General features: G+C 68.9%; 19 protein-coding genes and 1 pseudogene. 6 read left to right on the top strand and 14 right to left on the bottom strand.

Translation table 11 applies throughout. From position 1 onward, the window contains the following. Position 1: 1 nt before the first annotated feature. From AC5Y7V_RS02840 to AC5Y7V_RS02815, 6 genes are all read right to left on the bottom strand, one after another. On the bottom strand, positions 2 to 1210 hold the full coding sequence (locus tag AC5Y7V_RS02840) for a cytochrome P450 (RefSeq protein WP_499878523.1): 1209 nt from the start codon (positions 1208 to 1210) through the stop codon (positions 2 to 4). Beyond that, complete coding sequence (locus AC5Y7V_RS02835) at positions 1207 to 1911, bottom strand: NIPSNAP family protein (protein WP_499878522.1); 705 nt, start codon at positions 1909 to 1911, stop codon at positions 1207 to 1209. Before AC5Y7V_RS02835 ends, AC5Y7V_RS02840 begins: the two co-directional genes overlap by 4 nt. Continuing rightward, entirely contained in the window at positions 1911 to 2462 is a 552-nt protein-coding gene (locus AC5Y7V_RS02830; RefSeq protein ID WP_499878521.1) for a hypothetical protein, read from the bottom strand. Before AC5Y7V_RS02830 ends, AC5Y7V_RS02835 begins: the two co-directional genes overlap by 1 nt. A 72-nt stretch (positions 2463 to 2534) precedes the next feature. Then, positions 2535 to 3701, bottom strand: a complete 1167-nt coding sequence (locus AC5Y7V_RS02825) for a CaiB/BaiF CoA transferase family protein (RefSeq protein ID WP_499878520.1) — start codon at positions 3699 to 3701, stop codon at positions 2535 to 2537. A gap of 36 nt (positions 3702 to 3737) precedes the next feature. Next, entirely contained in the window at positions 3738 to 4874 is a 1137-nt protein-coding gene (locus AC5Y7V_RS02820) for a PE family protein (protein ID WP_499878519.1), read from the bottom strand. 118 nt (positions 4875 to 4992) lie between these two features. Then, positions 4993 to 6123 carry an oxidoreductase gene (locus AC5Y7V_RS02815; RefSeq protein WP_499878518.1) on the bottom strand — a complete coding sequence of 377 codons (1131 nt, stop codon included), beginning with the start codon at positions 6121 to 6123 and terminating at the stop codon, positions 4993 to 4995. 99 nt (positions 6124 to 6222) lie between these two features. On the opposite strand from AC5Y7V_RS02815, the gene AC5Y7V_RS02810 reads away from it, so the two are divergent. Further along, positions 6223 to 6897, top strand: coding sequence for a DUF427 domain-containing protein (locus AC5Y7V_RS02810; protein ID WP_499878517.1), 675 nt, complete (start codon positions 6223 to 6225; stop codon positions 6895 to 6897). Here the strand turns inward: AC5Y7V_RS02810 and AC5Y7V_RS02805 are convergent. From AC5Y7V_RS02805 to AC5Y7V_RS02795, 3 genes are read right to left on the bottom strand one after another with little or no spacing between them, the layout of a single operon-like run. Further along, positions 6881 to 8032, bottom strand: a complete 1152-nt coding sequence (locus AC5Y7V_RS02805; protein WP_499878516.1) for an acyl-CoA dehydrogenase family protein — start codon at positions 8030 to 8032, stop codon at positions 6881 to 6883. The genes AC5Y7V_RS02810 and AC5Y7V_RS02805 overlap by 17 nt on opposite strands. Further along, complete coding sequence (locus AC5Y7V_RS02800; protein WP_499878515.1) at positions 8033 to 8953, bottom strand: LLM class F420-dependent oxidoreductase; 921 nt, start codon at positions 8951 to 8953, stop codon at positions 8033 to 8035. 5 nt (positions 8954 to 8958) lie between these two features. Then, positions 8959 to 9843, bottom strand: a complete 885-nt coding sequence (locus AC5Y7V_RS02795; protein ID WP_499878514.1) for an acyl-CoA thioesterase — start codon at positions 9841 to 9843, stop codon at positions 8959 to 8961. A gap of 97 nt (positions 9844 to 9940) precedes the next feature. On the opposite strand from AC5Y7V_RS02795, the gene AC5Y7V_RS02790 reads away from it, so the two are divergent. Genes AC5Y7V_RS02790 through AC5Y7V_RS02775 form a run of 4 tightly spaced genes read left to right on the top strand, consistent with a single transcriptional unit; the run spans position 9941 to position 12715 of the window. After that, positions 9941 to 10432, top strand: a complete 492-nt coding sequence (locus tag AC5Y7V_RS02790) for an SRPBCC family protein (RefSeq protein ID WP_499878513.1) — start codon at positions 9941 to 9943, stop codon at positions 10430 to 10432. A gap of 33 nt (positions 10433 to 10465) precedes the next feature. Next, complete coding sequence (locus tag AC5Y7V_RS02785; protein ID WP_499878512.1) at positions 10466 to 11293, top strand: SMP-30/gluconolactonase/LRE family protein; 828 nt, start codon at positions 10466 to 10468, stop codon at positions 11291 to 11293. A 17-nt stretch (positions 11294 to 11310) separates the two neighbouring features. Continuing rightward, the gene (locus tag AC5Y7V_RS02780; RefSeq protein ID WP_499878511.1) at positions 11311 to 12144 is read left to right on the top strand and encodes a thioesterase family protein; all 834 of its coding nucleotides are present in this window, start codon (positions 11311 to 11313) and stop codon (positions 12142 to 12144) included. A 31-nt stretch (positions 12145 to 12175) separates the two neighbouring features. Then, positions 12176 to 12715, top strand: coding sequence for a TetR/AcrR family transcriptional regulator (locus tag AC5Y7V_RS02775; protein WP_499878510.1), 540 nt, complete (start codon positions 12176 to 12178; stop codon positions 12713 to 12715). Here AC5Y7V_RS02775 and AC5Y7V_RS02770 read toward each other — a convergent pair whose 3' ends face one another. The 5 genes from AC5Y7V_RS02770 to AC5Y7V_RS02750 all read right to left on the bottom strand — a co-directional run bounded on the left by AC5Y7V_RS02770 (position 12716) and on the right by AC5Y7V_RS02750 (position 16788). Further along, the gene (locus AC5Y7V_RS02770) at positions 12716 to 13066 is read right to left on the bottom strand and encodes a PNPOx family protein (protein ID WP_499878905.1); all 351 of its coding nucleotides are present in this window, start codon (positions 13064 to 13066) and stop codon (positions 12716 to 12718) included. A gap of 34 nt (positions 13067 to 13100) precedes the next feature. After that, on the bottom strand, positions 13101 to 14441 hold the full coding sequence (locus AC5Y7V_RS02765; RefSeq protein WP_499878509.1) for an FAD-binding oxidoreductase: 1341 nt from the start codon (positions 14439 to 14441) through the stop codon (positions 13101 to 13103). A gap of 58 nt (positions 14442 to 14499) precedes the next feature. Then, positions 14500 to 14838: a WhiB family transcriptional regulator gene (locus tag AC5Y7V_RS02760; RefSeq protein ID WP_499878508.1), complete on the bottom strand. Its 339-nt coding sequence runs from the start codon at positions 14836 to 14838 to the stop codon at positions 14500 to 14502. Positions 14839 to 14928: 90 nt separating this feature from the next. Next, positions 14929 to 15669 (bottom strand): glucose 1-dehydrogenase, encoded by a 741-nt coding sequence (locus tag AC5Y7V_RS02755; RefSeq protein WP_499878507.1) that lies wholly within the window; start codon positions 15667 to 15669, stop codon positions 14929 to 14931. 18 nt (positions 15670 to 15687) lie between these two features. Next, positions 15688 to 16788: an NAD(P)H-dependent amine dehydrogenase family protein gene (locus AC5Y7V_RS02750; protein ID WP_499878506.1), complete on the bottom strand. Its 1101-nt coding sequence runs from the start codon at positions 16786 to 16788 to the stop codon at positions 15688 to 15690. 74 nt (positions 16789 to 16862) lie between these two features. Between AC5Y7V_RS02750 and AC5Y7V_RS02745 the strand changes: the two are divergent. Beyond that, positions 16863 to 17777: pseudogene (locus AC5Y7V_RS02745) on the top strand (alpha/beta hydrolase); the annotation flags it as partial. Positions 17778 to 17835 lie beyond the last annotated feature (58 nt).

Genomic DNA, 17835 nt, shown 5'->3' with positions numbered 1-17835 from the left:
GTCAGACCTCCACCGGGATCTTGTTCCATCCCCACTGGAAGCTGGACGGCAGCCGGGTGGCGGCGTCGCCCCGGATCGCGAATTCCGGCACCCGGCGCAGCCATTCGGTCAGCAGCACAGCGATTTCCAGCCGGGCCAGGTGGTAGCCGATGCAGAAGTGCTGGCCCCGGCCGAAGGCCAGCGAGCGGCGGATCGGGCGGTTCCAGACGAACTCGTCGGGGCGTTCGTACTCGCGTTCGTCCCGGTTGGCCGACGCCAGCAGCGTGATGACGCGCTGGCCGGGCCGCAGGGTCTGGTCGTGAATGGTGAACGGCTTGCGCGCCGTTCGGGCGAACCACTGCGCCGGCGCGCAATAGCGGATCATCTCCTCGCGCGCGACCGGAACGTTGGCGTCGAGGTCGGCGCGCACCGCCGCCATCTGGTCGGGCCGCTGGCCGAGCTCCCATAGCCCGTGGGCGACGATCTTGGGCACCGTCTCCGTCCCGCCGATGAAAATACACAGCATCTGGGTGGCGGCCTCGACGTCGGACAGGGCGCTGCCGTCGGGCAATCGGTAGCCCAGCAGGCCGTCGACAACCGGAAGTGCGTCCCCGGACCCGGCCCGGCGGCCCTCGACCACCGGTGTGAGGTACTCGAGGTAGTTGGGGCGGGCTTGCGCGGTGTCGACGCCCTCGCCGGGCTCGGCCAGGCTGCCGGCGTTCACCGCGGCCAGCACTTGCGGGGCGAGATCGTCTGGCAGGCCCAGCAATCCGCACACCATCGATGCGGCGACGATGCCGCCGTACTCCTGGGTCAGGTCGAAGGAGCCCCGCGGCAGCAGCTCGTCGAGGCGTTCGTTGGCCAGCGTGCGGATCCGGGCTTCCATTCCGGCGACCGACCTCGGACGCAACGGCGCCGAATGCGCACGCCGGATCTCGGCGTACAGATCGGTGTCGAAGACGGCGTGAAAGGGCAGCGGGTGCAGCGGCGGATCGTCGAGCGGCCCGTCGTTGTGCTGAGCGAGCACCGACGCCGGGGGCAACGTTCCTTCCGTCGCGACGAATGTCCCGTCGTTGACCTCGAGCACCCGCCAGATGTCGTCGAAGCGGGAGAGCGCGTAGGTGTCCCACTGTGGCATGTAGTAGACCGGGTGCTCGTCACGCAGAATCCGGTAGTACGGCAACGGGTTTGCCATGACTTCCGCGTCGAACGGGTCGTACGAAAAGCTCACTGCAGTGGCGACGGGGGTAGGGCTTGCAGAATCGAGTCCTCCCAGCCGTCTCGCAGGGCCGGCGCCACGGTCATCCAGGTGACGAGCTCGGCGGGTGGGCTCTCCTTGAACGACGGGTAGTGGTTGGCGAAGCATTCCCAGCCGCCGTCCAGCGCCCAATAGTGGATGACCTCGTTGTAGCGGAAGGTCGTGGTGAACGAACCCAGCCACCGCTTGCCGGTGCGCTCCGACCAGGGGACGTAGAGCCGTTCCAGCTCGCGGATGTAGTCGTCCTGACGCCCCGGTTTGGTGTGCATTATCTCCTGAATGACCAGCGGCGCAACGAAATTCGCCTCACGCAGCTGTGCCAGGGTTTTGTTGCTCGGCCCGGGGTACATGATCCGCCCCTCGCCCGAGGCGCCGATGCCGGCCAGGAACTCCGACCACTTGCCGGCCGCGACCTCATGGCTGCCGCCTCGCGCCTGGGCGGTACCGATCCGGGCGTAGTCGGCGAACCCGTCGATCTCCCAGATGATCGTCGCCTGTGGCCAGTGGCCGTTGTACGGGGTGGTCTCCCAGATTGCGAACAGCCGGGCGCCGAGCTCGTCCATCATCGGCTGGTAGGTGCCGGTGAACATTTCGGTGAAGGCGTCGCTTCGCCCCGATCCCAGGGCGATCGTCTCGTGCAGGTAGAGCAGTGTGTGGCCGTAGTACTTCTTCATCAGTCGAGCCGGGTGGCCATGTCGCACAGCAGCGTCTCGGTGGGATCGACTGACTCGCAGGGCAATCCCGCCGCCGCAAGCGCGTAGCCCTTGAATCGGCGCGCCGCCGCGCTGAGCACGTGTTGCGTCCGGGTCATCGCGCGGTCGACGCCCAGCGGCCACCCGTCTCCCCACAGCGCGACCTCGGTCAACCGGTCGCCCAGCGACTCGAGCACCTTTTCCCGCACGAGCGGGTCGGCGGCGAACGCCTCGGCGCTGACGGCCAGGCTCTGGCTCCACGACGCCGTCGGGTCCGGACGCGCCGCGGCGTCGAATGCCTGCACGCCGAGGATCCGCAGCGAGCGGGATTCGCGGCCGTGCGGCAGCAGCGCGGTCACTTCCCAGCCGGCCATCACCCGGTCGTAGAGCCAACCCCCTGCCGATTGCACGACGTCGGCGGCGCTGGCCGCCACGACGTCCAGCCGATATCGCAGGCACTCGCCGTCCGCGCGGGTCGCTCGCGCGGCGCTGACCCGGCGGCTGTGGCCGACGTCGAAGGTTGGAGTGACCATCAATCCGTTCCTCACCGATGGGCTGACTGTCATCGGACAGCGTGACACTTCGACGGATATTTGTAAAGGTGGCTAGCCCCGCCGCGCCTTGAGTTCGGCGAGAATCTCGTCGGTGTGCTGGCCCAATTCGGGGGCCACGGAGCGCGGCGCCCACGGCGTGCCGTGGAAGTCCGCCGGCGTGGCCACCATCATGACGCCGGCCTGTCCGTCCGGGACGTCCACCAGGCCGCCCGCGGCGTGGAACTGCTCGTCGGCCACGACGTCCTCGAGCGCGTTGATCGGCGCCCAGAAGAGTTCGGGTTCGCCGGCGAAGGCCTGCGCCCATTCGTCGAGCGGGCGGGTCGCGAAGATCTTGTCCAGCTCGGCGATGAGCTGGACCGCGTTGGCGGCGCGGGACCGGGCGTCGGCGTAGCGGGGGTCGTCGCACCATTCGGGGCGGCCGACGGCGCGGCACAGCGGGGGCCAGTGGCGCTCGGCCTCCAGCCCGACGATCCAGAACCGCCGCCCGTCGGCCGCGGCGTAGTTGTTCATGCACGGGTTGCCCATCGACTCGCGCTGGCCGACGGCGATCGGCTGCCCGGTCAGCAGGTAGGTGTTGAGGTCGAAGCTCACGGTGTAGGCGCCCTGGCGGTACAGCGAGGTGCTGACCAGTTGGCCCGCGCCGGTGCGTTCGCGGGCGAGCAGCGCCGCGCACACGGCGGCGGCCAGGGTCATCCCGGCCGAGTGGTCGCCCATGCCGCCGCGCTGGAAGGGGGGCGTATCCCCGGGCCGGGTGAGCAGGTGGGCCAGGCCGGCGCGGGACCAGAATGCGGCGACGTCGTAGGCGGCGCGGTCGGCGTCGGGCCCGGTCTCGCCGTACCCGGTGATCAGGCCGTAGACCAGGCGTGGGTTGCGCGCCGACACCGATTCGAAGTCGAGCCCGAGTCGCTGCAGCGCGGCGGGGCGCACGTTGGTCAAGAAAACGTCTGCGCCGGAAAGCAATTCGAAAGCGGTGTCGCGGCCCGCCTCGGTGTTGAGGTCCAAGACGATGCTGCGCTTGGACCGGTTGTCCATCTCGAACGGCGGGTTGACGCCGAGGTCGCAGCCCAGCATCCGGCCGAACAGGCGCCCCGGGTCGCCCGTCGGGGGTTCGATCTTGATCACGTCCGCGCCCCAGTCGGCCAGGATCCCGCCGGCGGCCGGTCCGGCCACCCAGACCCCGAGTTCGACGACCCTGATGCCTTCTACCGGTCCGGCCATGGCTTGCACCCTAATCGCGTCGAACCGGTTTGAGCGTTACAGGAACCCGTTGGGCCCGGGAAGGCCGGCCCGGCCGGTGGCACCGGCGACAGCCGGCGATTGGGGTTGGAAGAACTGCAGGACGCCGCTGTTGCCGCTTAGGAGCGTGACGGTCACTTGGGCCGTGCCGCCGCCAGTCATGAACGACGAACTCGCTGGACTGATGCTGTTGATGTTGCCGCCGGGAGCGGGGAGGTAGGCGACGATAGCTCCTCCGGGCGTGTCGTTCACCATCGTGAAGCTGCCCGCACCGACGGTGAGGTTCACCGTGCCTACGCTGCTGCCGGTCGCCCCCTGCCCACCGGCTCCGCCTAGGCCGTGAATCCACCCGCCACGCCCGCCGTCGCCGCCAGTGCCGCCGTTCAGCACAATCGGAGTGCTCTGGCCGGGGGACACCGTCGCGCTGTTGGGTCCGACGCCACCGCCCTGCCCGCCGCTCCCGCCGGCGCCCCACAAACCCGCGGCGCCGCCGACTCCGCCGGTGCCGCCGGTAAAGGCGTTCAGGCCGCCGTCCCGCAACGCCACCCCACCGGTGCCGCCCGCCCCGCCGTTGCCGTAGATGTAGCCACCGGTGCCGCCCGCCCCGCCCGCCGCGCCGGCCCCACCGGCGCCCCCGAGACCGCCGTTGCCGACCAACCCCGCGGCTCCACCGGCGCCGCCGGCCACCCCGGGGTTGCCCGTTTGCGAAAAGCCGTTGCCGCCGTTGCCGATCAAAAACCCGCCGGGCGCGCCGTTGGGGTTGGCCGCCGTCCCGTTGGCGCCGTCGCCGATCAGCGGGCGCCCAAAAAACAGATTGGTGGGTGTGTTGATCACCGCCAAGATGTCTTGCTCCACGGTCTGCAACGACGGCACGTTGGCCGCCTCGGCGGCCGCATACGCCGCGGCCGCGCCGTTCAACGCCTGGACGAACTGGGCATGAAACGCCGCCGCCTGGCCGCTGAGCGCCTGGAAGGCCCGCGCCTGGCCGGCAAAGAACGTAGTGATGGCCGCGGATACCTCGTCACCGGCGGCCGGTGCCAGCGCGGTGATCGGGGCCGTCGCCGCCGCATTCGCCGCGACCAGCCCCGCGCCGATATCCGATAGATCCGATGCCGCCAGCGCCACGAAGTCGGGAACCACCGCGAGGTACGACATCGCTTCCTCCTACCGGGGCGTCGGTCCAGCGTACGCAGGTTCCAGCCCGATATTTGGGCTTTCCGCCAACGCGGACGCCGGTTGGGACGCAATGAGTTTCCGCAGCCCGGCGCCAGGGTCAGATGGTGCTGCCCGGGGAGAGCAGTTCCCAGTCCTTGATGTCGGCGACGGGACCAAACAGATCGGCGGGAATGTCGCCAGCGAGCGCTTGACCCGTGCGAACCAGGTGCGGCCAATTGCGGTTGGCCAACGCTGGTTTAGCCAGAGTAATCACGTCGCCGATCCCGGATTCGATGACGGCGGCCGCATCGCGGGGATCGTCAAGGTGTCCGTTGACGAGGACGGGCAGGCCGCTGTGCTGTTTGGCCAGTTCGGCCAACGTCTTCGGGCCCGCATCGAAAGCCGGTGCCAGCGCGCGGTACTCGGTCGTGTGGATGTAGTCGATGCCCGTGTCGGCCAACGCCTCGAAAATGACCGCGGCGTCCTGTTCGGCACCGGCCCACCGGTGCTGATGGTCGGACACTTTCCCTTGGGAGATGCGGATTCCGGTGGTGATCTCCGATCCCACCGCAGCCGCGACGTCGCTGCTGATCTCTGCGGCCAGGCGAACGCGATTGGCGACACTTCCCCCGTACTCGTCGCTGCGAGTGTTCAAGTAGTCGGTGAGGAACTCGTCGAGCAGATACCCGTTCGCCCCGTGGAGTTCGACACCGTCGAAGCCGGCATCGCGGGCCAGGCGCGCAGCCCTCACGAAGGCCCGGCGCACCTCGCGAACCTGCTCGGCGGACATGGCTTCGGGCATCGGGTACGGGCCCGATCCGCGATACATGGCAGCTTGTGCACCCTTCGGACGCACCGCGGACGGGCCGACGGTCGAGGATGTGTAAACGTTGCCCTGCGATTGGCTGCCGGCGTGCATCAACTGGGCAAAGATTTTCGCGCCGGCCGCGTGCACCCGCTCGACCACGGGCTGCCAGGCCTTGGCCTGAGCCGGCGTGGCGATGCCGGGCTGGAACAGATAACCCTGGCTGGCCCGCTCGTCCATGTAGATGCCTTCGGTGATGAGCAGGCCGAATCCACCGTCGGCGTACACGCCGTAGTACGAAACCATCCGCTCGGTGGCCAGTCCCTCAGCGGTAGCGCTGACGCGGGTCATCGGCGCCAGGGCGACGCGGTTTTTCAGGTCCGCGCGCCCGATCGTTGCCGGAAGGAACAGGGACTCATGCGGCGGCGTGCTCTCGGCAGTCATCCGGCCGTCTACTTCCTGGTTCGTCACGGGCGACACAACAGTGCGCCCTCCGGAAATGTTCCGAACGGCCCGACCGGCCCTGCCGATAAGCTTTGGCCAATGAGTTTGGTAGCAGGACGGGGACCGCTGTCCGCTGATCCGGCCGGGCGGTTCGCTCCCCAGATACCCGCCGGCGTGGTCTACGTCGAGCCGCATCCGCGGCGGGTTCAGGCGCTGCTGGGCGGCCGCCCCGTGATCGACACCGAGCGGGCGGTGCTGGTGCACCGGCAGGGCCGCCCGCTCAGTTATGCGTTTCCGGCCGACGCGGTCGGCGACCTCCCGAACGAGCCGGAGCCGGAAGCCCCGGGTTTCGTCCAGGTGCCCTGGGACGCCGTCGACACGTGGCTGGAGGAGGGGCGCGAGCTGGTGCACTACCCGCCGAATCCGTATCACCGGGTCGACTGCCGGCCGACCAAGCGGCGCCTGCGCGTCAGCGTCGACGGCACCACGTTGGTGGACACCGACGACACGGTGATCCTGTTCGAGACCGCGCTCGAGCCGCGCCTTTACGTCGCGCCCGCTCACGTGCGCACCGATCTGCTGCGGCGATCCGAGACGTCGAGCTACTGCAACTACAAGGGCTACGCGACGTACTGGTCCGTGGGCCCGGTCGACGACGTCGCGTGGAGTTACGAGGACCCGCCGCCCGAAAGCCTGCCCATTAAAGGCTTTTTCAGCTTCGACGCCGCGCGTGTGGAGGTCGTCGCCGGGCTGCCACTCAGCCGCCGTAGCTAGGGCGCCCCAGCCCGAGCTCGTGCTGGGCGATCATGTTGCGGAACACCTCCAAGGTGCCGCCGTAGATGCCGAGCGGTAACGCAAGCCGATAAAGGTGTTCCGCCGCACCGACGCTCGCGGAGCCCTGTGCGTCGGCGGGCAGCGCGGAGGCCGTCCCCAGGATGTTCATCAGGTCCGGGGAAATGTCGCGCATCGCCTGCGCGATCGCCACGCGCCCGAACATCCCGGGCGTGGAAAGCGCCGCCTCCATCCGCGCAACGGCCCGCCCGAGCCGGTACTTCACCGAGCCGTCGTCCACCCGCGCAACGAGCGCCGCGACGGTGTCGACCACTTCGGCCATGATGTCACCGTGCGCCGACATCGCCGCGACGTATCGCAGGCCATGGTCGTCCCGGTCCACGATGCCGTGCTCGGAGTCCAGCGCCGAGCGCATCACCGTCCAGCCGTCGTTGACCTCACCGATGCGCTGGAGGTCGTCGACGCGCACGTCGCTGTAGAAGACGATGTTGGTGCGGTCGCCGTCCAGGGTGCGGATGGGCTGGATCTCGATGCCCGGCGTATCGAGCGGCACCAAAAACATGGTCAGGTTCTTGTGTTTCGGGCCCTGCGGGTCGGTGTTGGTGAGCAGGAAGACATAGCGTGCGTTCTGCGCGTTCGAGGTGAACATCTTGGAGCCGTTGATGATCCACGCGTCCCCGTCGCGGACCGCGCGGGTCTTGCAGGTGGCGACGTCCGAGCCGCCCTCGGGTTCGGTGTACCCCAGGCACAACCGGATCTCGCCGGACAGCACGCCGGGCAGGACCTTGTCGGCAAGCTCCGCCGCGCCGAACCGCTGCACCAGCCGCGCGACGACGGACGTGGTTCCCCAGTGGTACCAGGGCGTGTGGGCCCGGGCGATCTCGAGGTGAAAGATGCGCCGACGGACCGGGCTGAACCCGCCCTCGGATTCCAGCCGCCAATCCGACGCCAGGTAGCCGGCCTCGCCGAGCGCCAGATGCACTTGCTCGTCGAAGTTTTCACCGAACTCGCGCTGTCGGCGCAGCACGTCGTCGGTGACGTGCTTGGCGATGAAGGCCCGGGTTTCCTCAAGGAATTCCTGGTCCTCGGCGCTCAGGTCGACGGCTGAGAAGTCCATCTACATCGCGTCGCTGACGAGCGTGCGAAACCGGTCGAGGGTCTCGAGCGCATGCGCCATGCTGTCGCCCGGTAGGTGGACGCTGACCCACGTAACTCCCACTGCCGCAAGCTTTTCCAGGCCGCCCAAGTATGCGTCGGCGTTGAAGTCGTCGGTCGCGGGGCTGCCGCCCTCGAAGTTGGTGAAGGTGATGTCGATCGCCGACCAGTCCCTGCCCACCGCGTCACAGCGGCGCCGCAGGTCGTCGATGCCCTCGGTGAGACGCTCGACGGAGTCGATGACCGCGGTGCCGGAAGTCTTCGCCAGCTGCGGCGGGGCGGGAAACGGACACCAGCCGTCGCCGTACTGCGCCACTCGCTGGCGAGCGGACGTGGTGTTGCCACCGATCCAGATCGGCGGATGCGGCTGACTGAGCGGCCTAGGGTGCGCGGTGATGCCCTTCGCGCTGAAATGCTTGCCCTCGAATGAAATGTCGTCGCTGGTCCACACCGCGCGGATCACCTGCAGGGCTTCCTCGAAGAGTTCGAGCCGCTCGTCGTAAGTCACGCCCAGCGCCGCGAACTCCCGCTTGAGATAACCCACCCCGACCGCGAGCGTGAACCGGCCACCCGAGAGCAGGTCCAGCGTGGCGCCGGACTTGGCCACCACGAACGGGTTTCGGTACGGCAGCACCACGATGTTGGGGATCAGGCGCAGCGTCGTCGTCCTGGCCGCCGCGAAACCCAAAGCGACAAAGGGATCTACGGCGTCATGCCCGCCCGCCTCCAGCCAGCGCTGCGACGGCGCCGGGTGGTCGGTGAAGCCGAACCCATGGATGCCGGCGGCTTCGGTGGCCGCGGCCACCTTCCCGATGCCTTCGCCGCTGACCAGCTCCGGGTTGTACGGATGGCTGTGCATCGGGTGGGTGATGGTGAAGCGCATGGCGGTCAGAATCGTGCGCGGGAATCGATCGCCGTGTCGCTGGTGCGCAGCGGACGGATCAGCGCCTCCTGGGCGAAGGAGGCCAGCAGCTCGCCCTCTTGCGAGTGGACCGTGCCGCGCACGTAGGACATCCCCGCGCCAACCTGGGTGCTCTCGTGGGTGTAGAGCAGCCACCCGTCCCAGCGGACGGGTTCGTGGAACGCGACCGAGATGCTCATCGGCGCGGTGGACACCGTCAGGTGCGCCTGGCTGGTGCCGATGCCCGGGTGGGCCCGCATGGTCGTGGAGATCCCCAGATGCCCGGTGAAGTACGCGACGAGCGCCTTGGCGAGGTCGTCGCGGGTCGGGATCGGGTCATAGTGCAGCCACGCGTACAGCTCGGGCGGCCCGACCTCGTCGGGGCTGTTGACGTCGACGACGTCGACCAGGCGCAGTTCGCGCCCGACCATCGGCATCGGCGAATGGTTGGCGTCGGCCGGTGCCGCCACGTCGGGGCGCGGCAGGTGATGGCGGATGACGTCGCCCGTCGGGACGTCGGCCAGCACGGTGATGCTCAGGCAGCGCCGGCCGTTCTGGTGCACGGCCACGACCGCGGTCGCCGTGGACCGGCCCTCGGCGACGACGTCGAGGACGAGTTCGATCGGCGGGCCGACGGTCACAGCGCGGGAGAACACGGCGTGCGCCGAGCGCACCGACTTGTCCGGGAATCGTTTGGCCACCGCGACAATCGCCTGGGCCAGCACCTGGGTGCCCTCCACCACCTGCCGTTCGTCGCCGACCGCAATGCCGGTGTCGCCGGTGAACCGGTCCTGCCCGTCGGCCCGCACGTCGAACAGGTCGAGCAGGCCCTGCACCGTCCACTCGATCTGGTCCTCAGAAGCCTTCGTCAAATCCGCTCCACCTCCGCGCTAGCAGCCCAGGGCCCAGCGTGACACTTTGAGTAAGATTTGTAAAGCTTGGCTAACAACATCCAGGGAGGCAAGACAATTGGGCATCGTGACGAGCACTTCGGAGACCGCCTTCACCCATTCCGCCGAGGATGTGTACGACTTCGTCACCAACCCGGCCAATTGGACCAAGACCTATCCCGGCAGCGCGCACATCGGCAAGTTGCCGGAGCTTCCCTTGAAGGTCGGTGACACCTGGGAGGAGGCCGGGCCCGACGGGGAGCGCGTCTTCAGTTGGCAGCTGGCCATCGCCGATCGGCCGACGCTGTTCGTGTTCAATTCGGTGGGTCGCCTCGGCCACGACCGCGAGGGAAACGGCGGGATGGAGGGCCGGATCACCGTCACCTACCGGTTCACCCGGCCCGGCCGAGACGTCACCCTGTTCTCCCGGACGATGACGATCGAGGCCTTCAAGCACGCGCCGCTGCCCGACGCGCTATTCCAGCAGGCCAATCCGGCCCGGATCGACGCCTACCACGCGGCCGTCGCGCGTGAGCTGGGCGAGATTGACACCGACGCAGGCAGTGCGTGACACTTTGGCGGTGTTTTGTAAAGGCCCGAACCGATGATCCCCGAGCCCCTGGCCAAGGGGTTCTGCTTCGGTGAGGGCCCGCGCTGGTTCGAAGGGCTGCTCTGGTTCTCCGACATGCTGGGCGAAGCCGTGCACACCGTGGACATGCGGGGCTCGCTGACCACGCTGGCCCTGCCCGGGCGCTGCCCGTCCGGCCTCGGGTTTCGCCCCGACGGGTCCCTGCTGATCGCCTCGACCGAGGACCGGCAGGTGCTGCGCTACGACGGCGAAACGGTCGAGGCCGTCGCCGACCTGGCCGCCCTGACGCCGGTCAACCTGGGCGACATGGTCGTCGACGACGCCGGTCGCGCCTACATCGGCTGCCAGGCGTTTTCCGGCGGCGCGATCATCCGCCTCGACGCCGACGACGGACCCGCCAGGGCCACTGTTGTCGCCGAGGACCTCGACTTTCCCAACGGCATGGTGATCACGCCGGACCGAAAGACGTTGATCGTCGCCGAATCGACGGGCCGCCGCCTGACCGCGTTCACCATCGGCGACGACGGCGGGCTCAGCGGCCGCCGGGTCTTCGCCGACGGCCTGGACGGGCCGCCGGACGGCATCGCGCTCGACGCCGAGGGCGCCGTGTGGGCCGCCATGACGCTGGCGCACCAGTTCGAGCGGATCACCGAGGGCGGCGCCGTGACCGACCGCATCGACATGGGCGAGCGGGTGGCGATCGCGTGCGCGTTCGGCGGTCCAGCGCGCCGTACGCTGTTTCTGCTGTCGAGTACCGACGCTTATCCCCAGCGACTGATCGGCACCCGGCTCTCGCAGCTGGACGCGGTGACCGTTGACATTCCCGGCGCGGGCCTACCCTGACACCCGGAAGGCAGAGGATGACCGACTCCTACTACGAGCTGATCGACGACGCCGACCCGCGGGGCGAGAAGTTCGCGGCAACCGACCTGGCGCGCGGCACCTGGTCGGCCGCCATCCAGCACGGCGGTCCGGTCTCGGCGCTGTTGGTCCGGGCGCTGGAACGGTGTGGGCGGCGCGACGACACCCGGCTCGGCCGGGTTGTCATCGACCTGCTGGGTGGGGTGCCCGCCGAGGGCGACCTTTGGGTGAGCTCGCAAGTGCAGCGGGGCGGCAAACAGATCGAACTCGTCACCGCCGAGATGCTGGCGCCGGGGCCCGATGGCGAACCCCGGCCGGTGGCGCGCGCAAGCGGGTGGCGGTTGCAGCACCAAGACACCCACGCGGTGGCTCACGGCGCGTTTCCGCTGCCCCGGCCGCGGGCCGAGGCCCGCGACCGCAACCTCCGGGCCCGGGACTGGGATCGCAACTACGTGCACAGCCTGGACTGGCTGTGGCTGACCGAGCCGCTCAGCGAGGGTCCGGGCGAATCCTGGATCAAGCCGACCGTCGACCTCGTCAAGGGCGAGGCCATGACCCCGCTGGAGCGGCTGTTCGCGGTGGCCGACTGCGCCAACGGCATCGGCAGCAAGCTGGACATCACCAAGTGGACGTTCCTCAACACCGACCTGGCGGTGCACGTGTTCCGGATCCCCGACGGCGACTGGATCGGCATTCGCGCGGAGACGAGCTACGGGCCGGACGGCATCGGCACGACGATCGGCACACTTTTCGACGAGGGGGGCGCGGTCGGCGCCATTCAACAATGCGTGCTGGTGCGAGGGCGCCCTGGCCGGGAAGCGAAAAGAACGTGACACGCTCGCGATACTTCGTAAAGTTTCAGTTATGAGCCAGCCGGCCCCAGCGGCGGAGATCGACACCTCGACACGTCAGCGCATCCTCGACGCCACCGCCGAGGTGCTCGGCCGCAACGGCAAGACCAAGCTCAGCCTGTCCGAGGTGGCCGCCCAGGCGGGAGTCTCGCGTCCCACGCTGTACCGCTGGTTCGCCTCGAAAGAGGAGCTGCTGTCGGCGTTTTCTCAGTACGAGCGGCAGGAATTCGAGAGCGGTCTGGTCAAGGCCACCGCCGGACTAAAGGGCGCCGACAAGCTCGACGCCGTCCTGCGGTTCATCGTCGAATACCAGCACTCGTACTCCGGGGTGCGCATGGTCGACGTCGAGCCCGAGCACACCATCGCCGAGTTTGGCGGCGTCATCCCGCAGATGCGCGACGGTCTGCAACGGCATCTGTCCGGCCCCAACGCCGCGGTGCGGGCCGCGACGGTCATCCGGATCGCGATCTCGCACTACATCGTCAGAAGCGACGACGCCGACCAGTTCCTGGAGCAGCTGCGCCACGCCGTCGGGATCAAGGGCGGCTCCTGATCAGTCGAGCCGCACCACGACCTTGACGCGGCCCTTCTCGTCACGGCTGGCCAGCGCGTGTCCGGTGCGGTCGGCGCCGCCGAAATTGAGCAGTGTGATCGGCCCGCCCTCGCCGAGGAAGTTTCGCCACCATGTCTTGCTATCGGGCGACATGACGTTGATGACGATGCCGTCGCCGGAGCGGCGGTACCCGACCGGGGTCTGGATCGTCTTACCCGAACGCCTGCCGACGTAGCGAATGTTGATCAACCCGCGCCGTACCAGTGGCCCGACGACGGGGGCGTCGATCAAGCCGACGAAGACATTGTTGATGATTCCGGCGATGGGCGTGTCGAAAATTCCGGATGCGATGAACGCCAGCCTATGTCAGACGGCCTGATAAGGCTCAGTCGAACAGCACGGCGGCGTTCAGGTAGCCGGTCGGGTCCAGGGCGGCCTTGACCGCCCGCATCGCGGCGATGTCGGCGGGCTCCCGCGACATGCCCAGGTACGGGCGTTTGCGGCTGCCGACGCCGTGCTCGGAACTGACATTCCCGCCACACCGCGCGATGAGATCCATCATCGGCGCATACAGCGCCCGCTCGCGCTCGGGCGGGCAACGCAGCACGTTGAGGTGCAGGTTGCCCTCGCCGACGTGACCGAACAGAAGGGGCAGCGCGTCAGGCGCGTGCACGCCCACCAATTCGACAGCCTCCCTGGCGAATTCACCAACGGCCGACAGCGGCAGGGACACGTCGAATTTCAGCGGCGGCCCGTAAACGCCGAGCACGTCGGCGAGCGATTCCCGCACGCGCCACAACCGCTGCTGCGCAGCGGCATCCACGCCGACCGCGGGCTCACCACACAGCCGCACCTCGTCCAACAAGGCGGCGAGCCGGTCCGTCTGGTCGTGGTCGGCGGCCAGCTCGACCAGCAGCAGCCAGTCGCCCTGCACGGGCGCGCCGACCCCGAGGTGTTCGCCCGTCAGCGCCGCGGCCCGGCCGTCGATCAGCTCCAAAGCCGCGATCCCGTCCACGTCGCGAAACGTGCGGCCGGCATCGACCAGCGTCTCCAGTTCGGAGAACCCGCAGACCGCCGTCACCCGATGCGACGGCGTGGGGTGCAACCGCAGGTCCAGCGCGGTGATCACGCCGAGGGTGCCCTCGGCGCCGACGAACAGCGCCGGGAGGTCGTAGCCCGTGTTGTCGCGGCGCACCTCGCTGTGGCGGCGCAGCAGCGAGCCGTCGGGCAGCGCCACCTGCAGGCCGACCACCTGCTCGCCCATGTTGCCGTAGCGCACGGTGCGCAGGCCCCCGGCGTTCGTCGAGGCCATGCCGCCGACGGTGGCGGTGTCGCGGGCGGCCAGATCCACGCCGAACACCAAACCCGCTGCCGCAGCGGCGTTTTGCACGACGGCCAGTGCGGCTCCGGCGCCGGCCGAGACGCGGCGCTCGACGGTGTCCACGTCGCCGAGCGCGCAAAGCCGTTCGGTCGACAGCAGCACGTCGTCGTGCTCGGGGACGGTCCCGGCCACCAGCGAGGTCCGTCCGCCCTGCACCGTCACGTGCGCCCCCGCGTCGCGGCACACCCGCAGCGCCTCGGCGACCTCCTCGGCCGACCCCGGCCGCACCAGCGCGCTGGCGCGCCCCCGATAGCGCCCGGTGTGATCGACGCTGCGGCCGGCCAGCACGTCGGCGTCGGTGACGACGTGGGCGGATCCAACGACGTCAGACAAGCGGCGCAGCATGCTCGCGGTTATAGCACCGCCGCCCCGTGCCCGGCCAAGACCCCCGGCTCGGCGCGAGTCAGCCGACGCGGCGGCCGGTCTGCTCGCTCAGGAAGTTCGACCAGGAGACCACTTCTGGGTGCTGATGGAGCAGGGCTCGGCGTTGGCGCTCCGTCATGCCGCCCCAGACACCGAATTCCACTTTGTTGTCCAACGCCTCGGCGGCACACTCCCGCAAGACCGGGCAGCGGCGGCAGAACACCGCCGCCTTGCGCTGGGCGGCACCCGTGACAAAGAGCCCGTCGGGATCGGCGTCGATGCACAGGGCTCTCGCCGCCCACCTGTCCGGTTCCTCCGCGTCCGCGCCGCGGGCCACGCCACGCAACCTCGTCCCCTTCTTCCGGTCCAAGACCCCCACTGACGTGGGTCTTGCATGATTTCCCCGCGCCGCGTCGCTTAAACGACATGAGTCGAATAGCGGGGAACCACCGGAGTGCCGGGCCGAACCTCAGAACTCTTTGTGGTTCACGTCGGTGATCAGCCCACCGTCCATGACGAATTCGCTGCCGGTCGAGTAAGAGGACTCGTCGCTCGCCAGGAACAGCACGAAGGTCGCGACCTCGCGGACTTCGCCCGGCCGGCCGAGCGGGATGGTGACCATGTCTTCGGGCAGGTGCGCGGTCATCGGGGTGCGGATGAAACCCGGGTGGATCGAATTCACCCGGATGTTCAACGGCGCCAACTCCAGCGCCGCCGACTTGGCCAGCCCGCGCACGCCCCACTTGGACGCCACGTACGGGTGCACCATCGGCGCGCCACGCAGGCCCTCGATCGAGGAGACGTTGATGATGGAGCCGCCCCCGGCCGCGGTCATCGGCTCGACGACCGCCCGCATGCCCAGGAAGGTGCCGGTCAGGTTGACGTCGATCACCTTCTGCCACTTGTCGAGTCTGAAGTCCTTCAACGGTCCCAGCGCCACCGTGCCGGCGTTGTTGACGAGCACGTTGAGCTTGCCGAATTCACCGACGGCGGTCGCGACGGCGGCGTCCCACTGGTCGGGCTGGGTGACGTCGAGGTGCACGTAGCGCGCGGAGTCGCCGATGTCGTCGGCCAGCGCCTTGCCCTGGTCGTCGAGGATGTCGCCGATAACGACCTTGGCGCCCTCCTCGACCAGCAACCGCGCATCTTCGGCGCCCATGCCGCCGGCGGCGCCACTGATCAGCGCAACCTTGCCGTCAACCCGTCCCATTAACCAGTCCTTTCGAATCTACTGAGCTACCAAGTCTTTTGGCGCGTAAAGGCCCTTACCGGTGACCAGCGGCAGGTCCAGGGTCGTCCTGATCCCCGGCGGCGCGGCGATCACCGCCGGGATCGCGTTGACGATGCGACCGGCGGCTCCGGCGATCGCGGCGTGGTTGTGGTCGCCCTTGCGGCTGCTGGGAATGATGTCCACCGCGTAGGACGGCTCGCCGGTGATCTCGACCCGATACGAGCCGTCGCCCGAAGCGGGCTGCGGCAGGTCGGGCCGCAGGTCGGGCCGCAGCCGGGTGACGTGCTCGATGACGATCGCGGGGTGGCCCTTGACCATGCCGCGGATCTCGAACTGCAGGACGGCCAGCGTGCCCTTGGCCACGTGGCCGATCGCGATGTCGAAGTCCTCGGGTGCCGGCTCGCGCTGGTAGGACTCGGTGATCTCGTCGACCTCGATGCCGAGCCCGGCCGCCAGCTGCCGGATCGCCGTCCCCCACGCGATGCTCAGCACGCCCGGCTGCAGCAGCATCGGGACGTAATCGAGGGGCTGGGCGAACCCCATGTAGCTCATCACCTCGACGCCGTTGTAGCTCGCGTAGTCGTGAATCTCCATGCAGCGCACCTGCTCGATGCGCTGACAGGTTCCGGCCAGCGCGAACGGGATCAGGTCGTTGGCGAACCCCGGATCCACGCCGCTGATGAAGATGCTCGAATTCCCTTGCCGGGCAGCATCTTCCACGCGGGCGATGTATTTGTCGGGCATGACGCCCCAGGGGTACTGCAGCAATCCGGGTGACGACCCGACGACGTTGATGCCGGCGGCCAGGATGCGCATCACGTCCGCCATCGCGTCGGGCAGCCGCGTATCGCCCATGGCGCAGTAGACGACGCACTCGGGCTTGGCGGCCAGGATGTCGTCGAGGTCCGAAACGGCGGAGACGCCGGTCACGGTATCGGCGTCGAGACCCACGCCGCACAGTTGTCCGGCGTCCTTGCCTACCTTCTCCGGCGTGGAGACGCACACGCCCGTCAGTTCGAATCGGGGATCGGTGATCAGGTGGGCCAGGGCCAGCCCTCCGACATTTCCGGTGCCGACGTGTGCGACGCGGATGGCCATGAGAGTCTCCGTCCCTCGAACGCTCGAAACGTTTCTAGACAGTAGTCCACAACTTCTGCGACGCCTACCGGCCGGGCAGAATGGAAACGCCGATGACGCAACGCGAGGACGTCCGATTCAGATCCGGTGCCGACCGGATCAGCGCATGGCTGTACCGGCCGGAGCGCGGTGGCCCCGCGCCGGTGCTGGTGATGGCGCACGGGCTGGGGGCGGTGCGCACCATGCGACTGGATGCCTACGCCGAACGATTCAGCGCCGCCGGCTACGCCTGCCTGGTGTTCGACTACCGCAACTTCGGCGACAGCGAAGGCCAGCCGCGGCAGCTGCTCGACATCGGCATGCAGCTCGCGGACTGGGCGGCCGCGGTCGCCCACGCCCGCACCCTGGATGGCGTCGATCACGATCGAATCGGCGTGTGGGGCACGTCTTTTGGCGGCGGACACGTGATCGCGACGGCGGCCCGGGTGCCGGGCATCAAGGCCGCCGTGGCCCAGTGCCCCTTCACCGACGGCGTCGCATCCGCGCGCACGCTCAGCCCGGTGATCTTCGGCCGTGTCGGCTTGATGGCCGCGCGCGACCTCGTCGCGGCCCGGCTCGGCAGGTCGCCGGTCACGATTCCCGCGGCGGGCAAGCCGGGCGAGGTCGCGCTGATGAACGCGCCCGACGTGTACCCCGGCTACACGCGGCTCGTCCCCGCGGGCCAGACGGTGCCCAACGAGGTCGCCGCCCGGCTCGCCTTGAAGGTCATCACCTACCGCCCGGGGCGGTTGGCCGCGAAGGTCGCCTGCCCGATCCTGTTCTGCGTTTGCGAGGCCGACTCGGTGGCTCCGCCGGTGCCGACGCTGCGCTACGCGGCGAAGGCCCCGCGCGGCGAGGTCCGCATGTATCCCGAGGGGCATTTCGATATCTATGTCGGCGACGCGTTCGAGCGCGTCGTAGCCGACCAACTCGCCTTTCTCGACCGGCACCTGAAACGTGTGAACGCTTAGAACTTGCGCGAAACGCCAAACTTACCGACGGGACAGATCTACCCTCGGTCAATACCTA

The sequence above is a fragment of the Mycobacterium sp. NGS34 genome (assembly GCF_059812845.1).
The sequence above is the reverse complement of the archived record's forward strand: the minus strand, read 5'-3'. Positions and strand labels throughout refer to the sequence as shown.

Coding starts and splice junctions, on each gene's coding strand:
- AC5Y7V_RS02835 (WP_499878522.1), bottom strand. CDS start 1,911: ATGAAGAAGTACTACGGCCACACACTGCTCTACCTGCACGAGACGATC.
- AC5Y7V_RS02830 (WP_499878521.1), bottom strand. CDS start 2,462: ATGGTCACTCCAACCTTCGACGTCGGCCACAGCCGCCGGGTCAGCGCC.
- AC5Y7V_RS02825 (WP_499878520.1), bottom strand. CDS start 3,701: ATGGCCGGACCGGTAGAAGGCATCAGGGTCGTCGAACTCGGGGTCTGG.
- AC5Y7V_RS02820 (WP_499878519.1), bottom strand. CDS start 4,874: ATGTCGTACCTCGCGGTGGTTCCCGACTTCGTGGCGCTGGCGGCATCG.
- AC5Y7V_RS02815 (WP_499878518.1), bottom strand. CDS start 6,123: ATGACTGCCGAGAGCACGCCGCCGCATGAGTCCCTGTTCCTTCCGGCA.
- AC5Y7V_RS02810 (WP_499878517.1), top strand. CDS start 6,223: ATGAGTTTGGTAGCAGGACGGGGACCGCTGTCCGCTGATCCGGCCGGG.
- AC5Y7V_RS02805 (WP_499878516.1), bottom strand. CDS start 8,032: ATGGACTTCTCAGCCGTCGACCTGAGCGCCGAGGACCAGGAATTCCTT.
- AC5Y7V_RS02800 (WP_499878515.1), bottom strand. CDS start 8,953: ATGCGCTTCACCATCACCCACCCGATGCACAGCCATCCGTACAACCCG.
- AC5Y7V_RS02785 (WP_499878512.1), top strand. CDS start 10,466: ATGATCCCCGAGCCCCTGGCCAAGGGGTTCTGCTTCGGTGAGGGCCCG.
- AC5Y7V_RS02780 (WP_499878511.1), top strand. CDS start 11,311: ATGACCGACTCCTACTACGAGCTGATCGACGACGCCGACCCGCGGGGC.
- AC5Y7V_RS02775 (WP_499878510.1), top strand. CDS start 12,176: ATGAGCCAGCCGGCCCCAGCGGCGGAGATCGACACCTCGACACGTCAG.
- AC5Y7V_RS02765 (WP_499878509.1), bottom strand. CDS start 14,441: ATGCTGCGCCGCTTGTCTGACGTCGTTGGATCCGCCCACGTCGTCACC.
- AC5Y7V_RS02755 (WP_499878507.1), bottom strand. CDS start 15,669: ATGGGACGGGTTGACGGCAAGGTTGCGCTGATCAGTGGCGCCGCCGGC.
- AC5Y7V_RS02750 (WP_499878506.1), bottom strand. CDS start 16,788: ATGGCCATCCGCGTCGCACACGTCGGCACCGGAAATGTCGGAGGGCTG.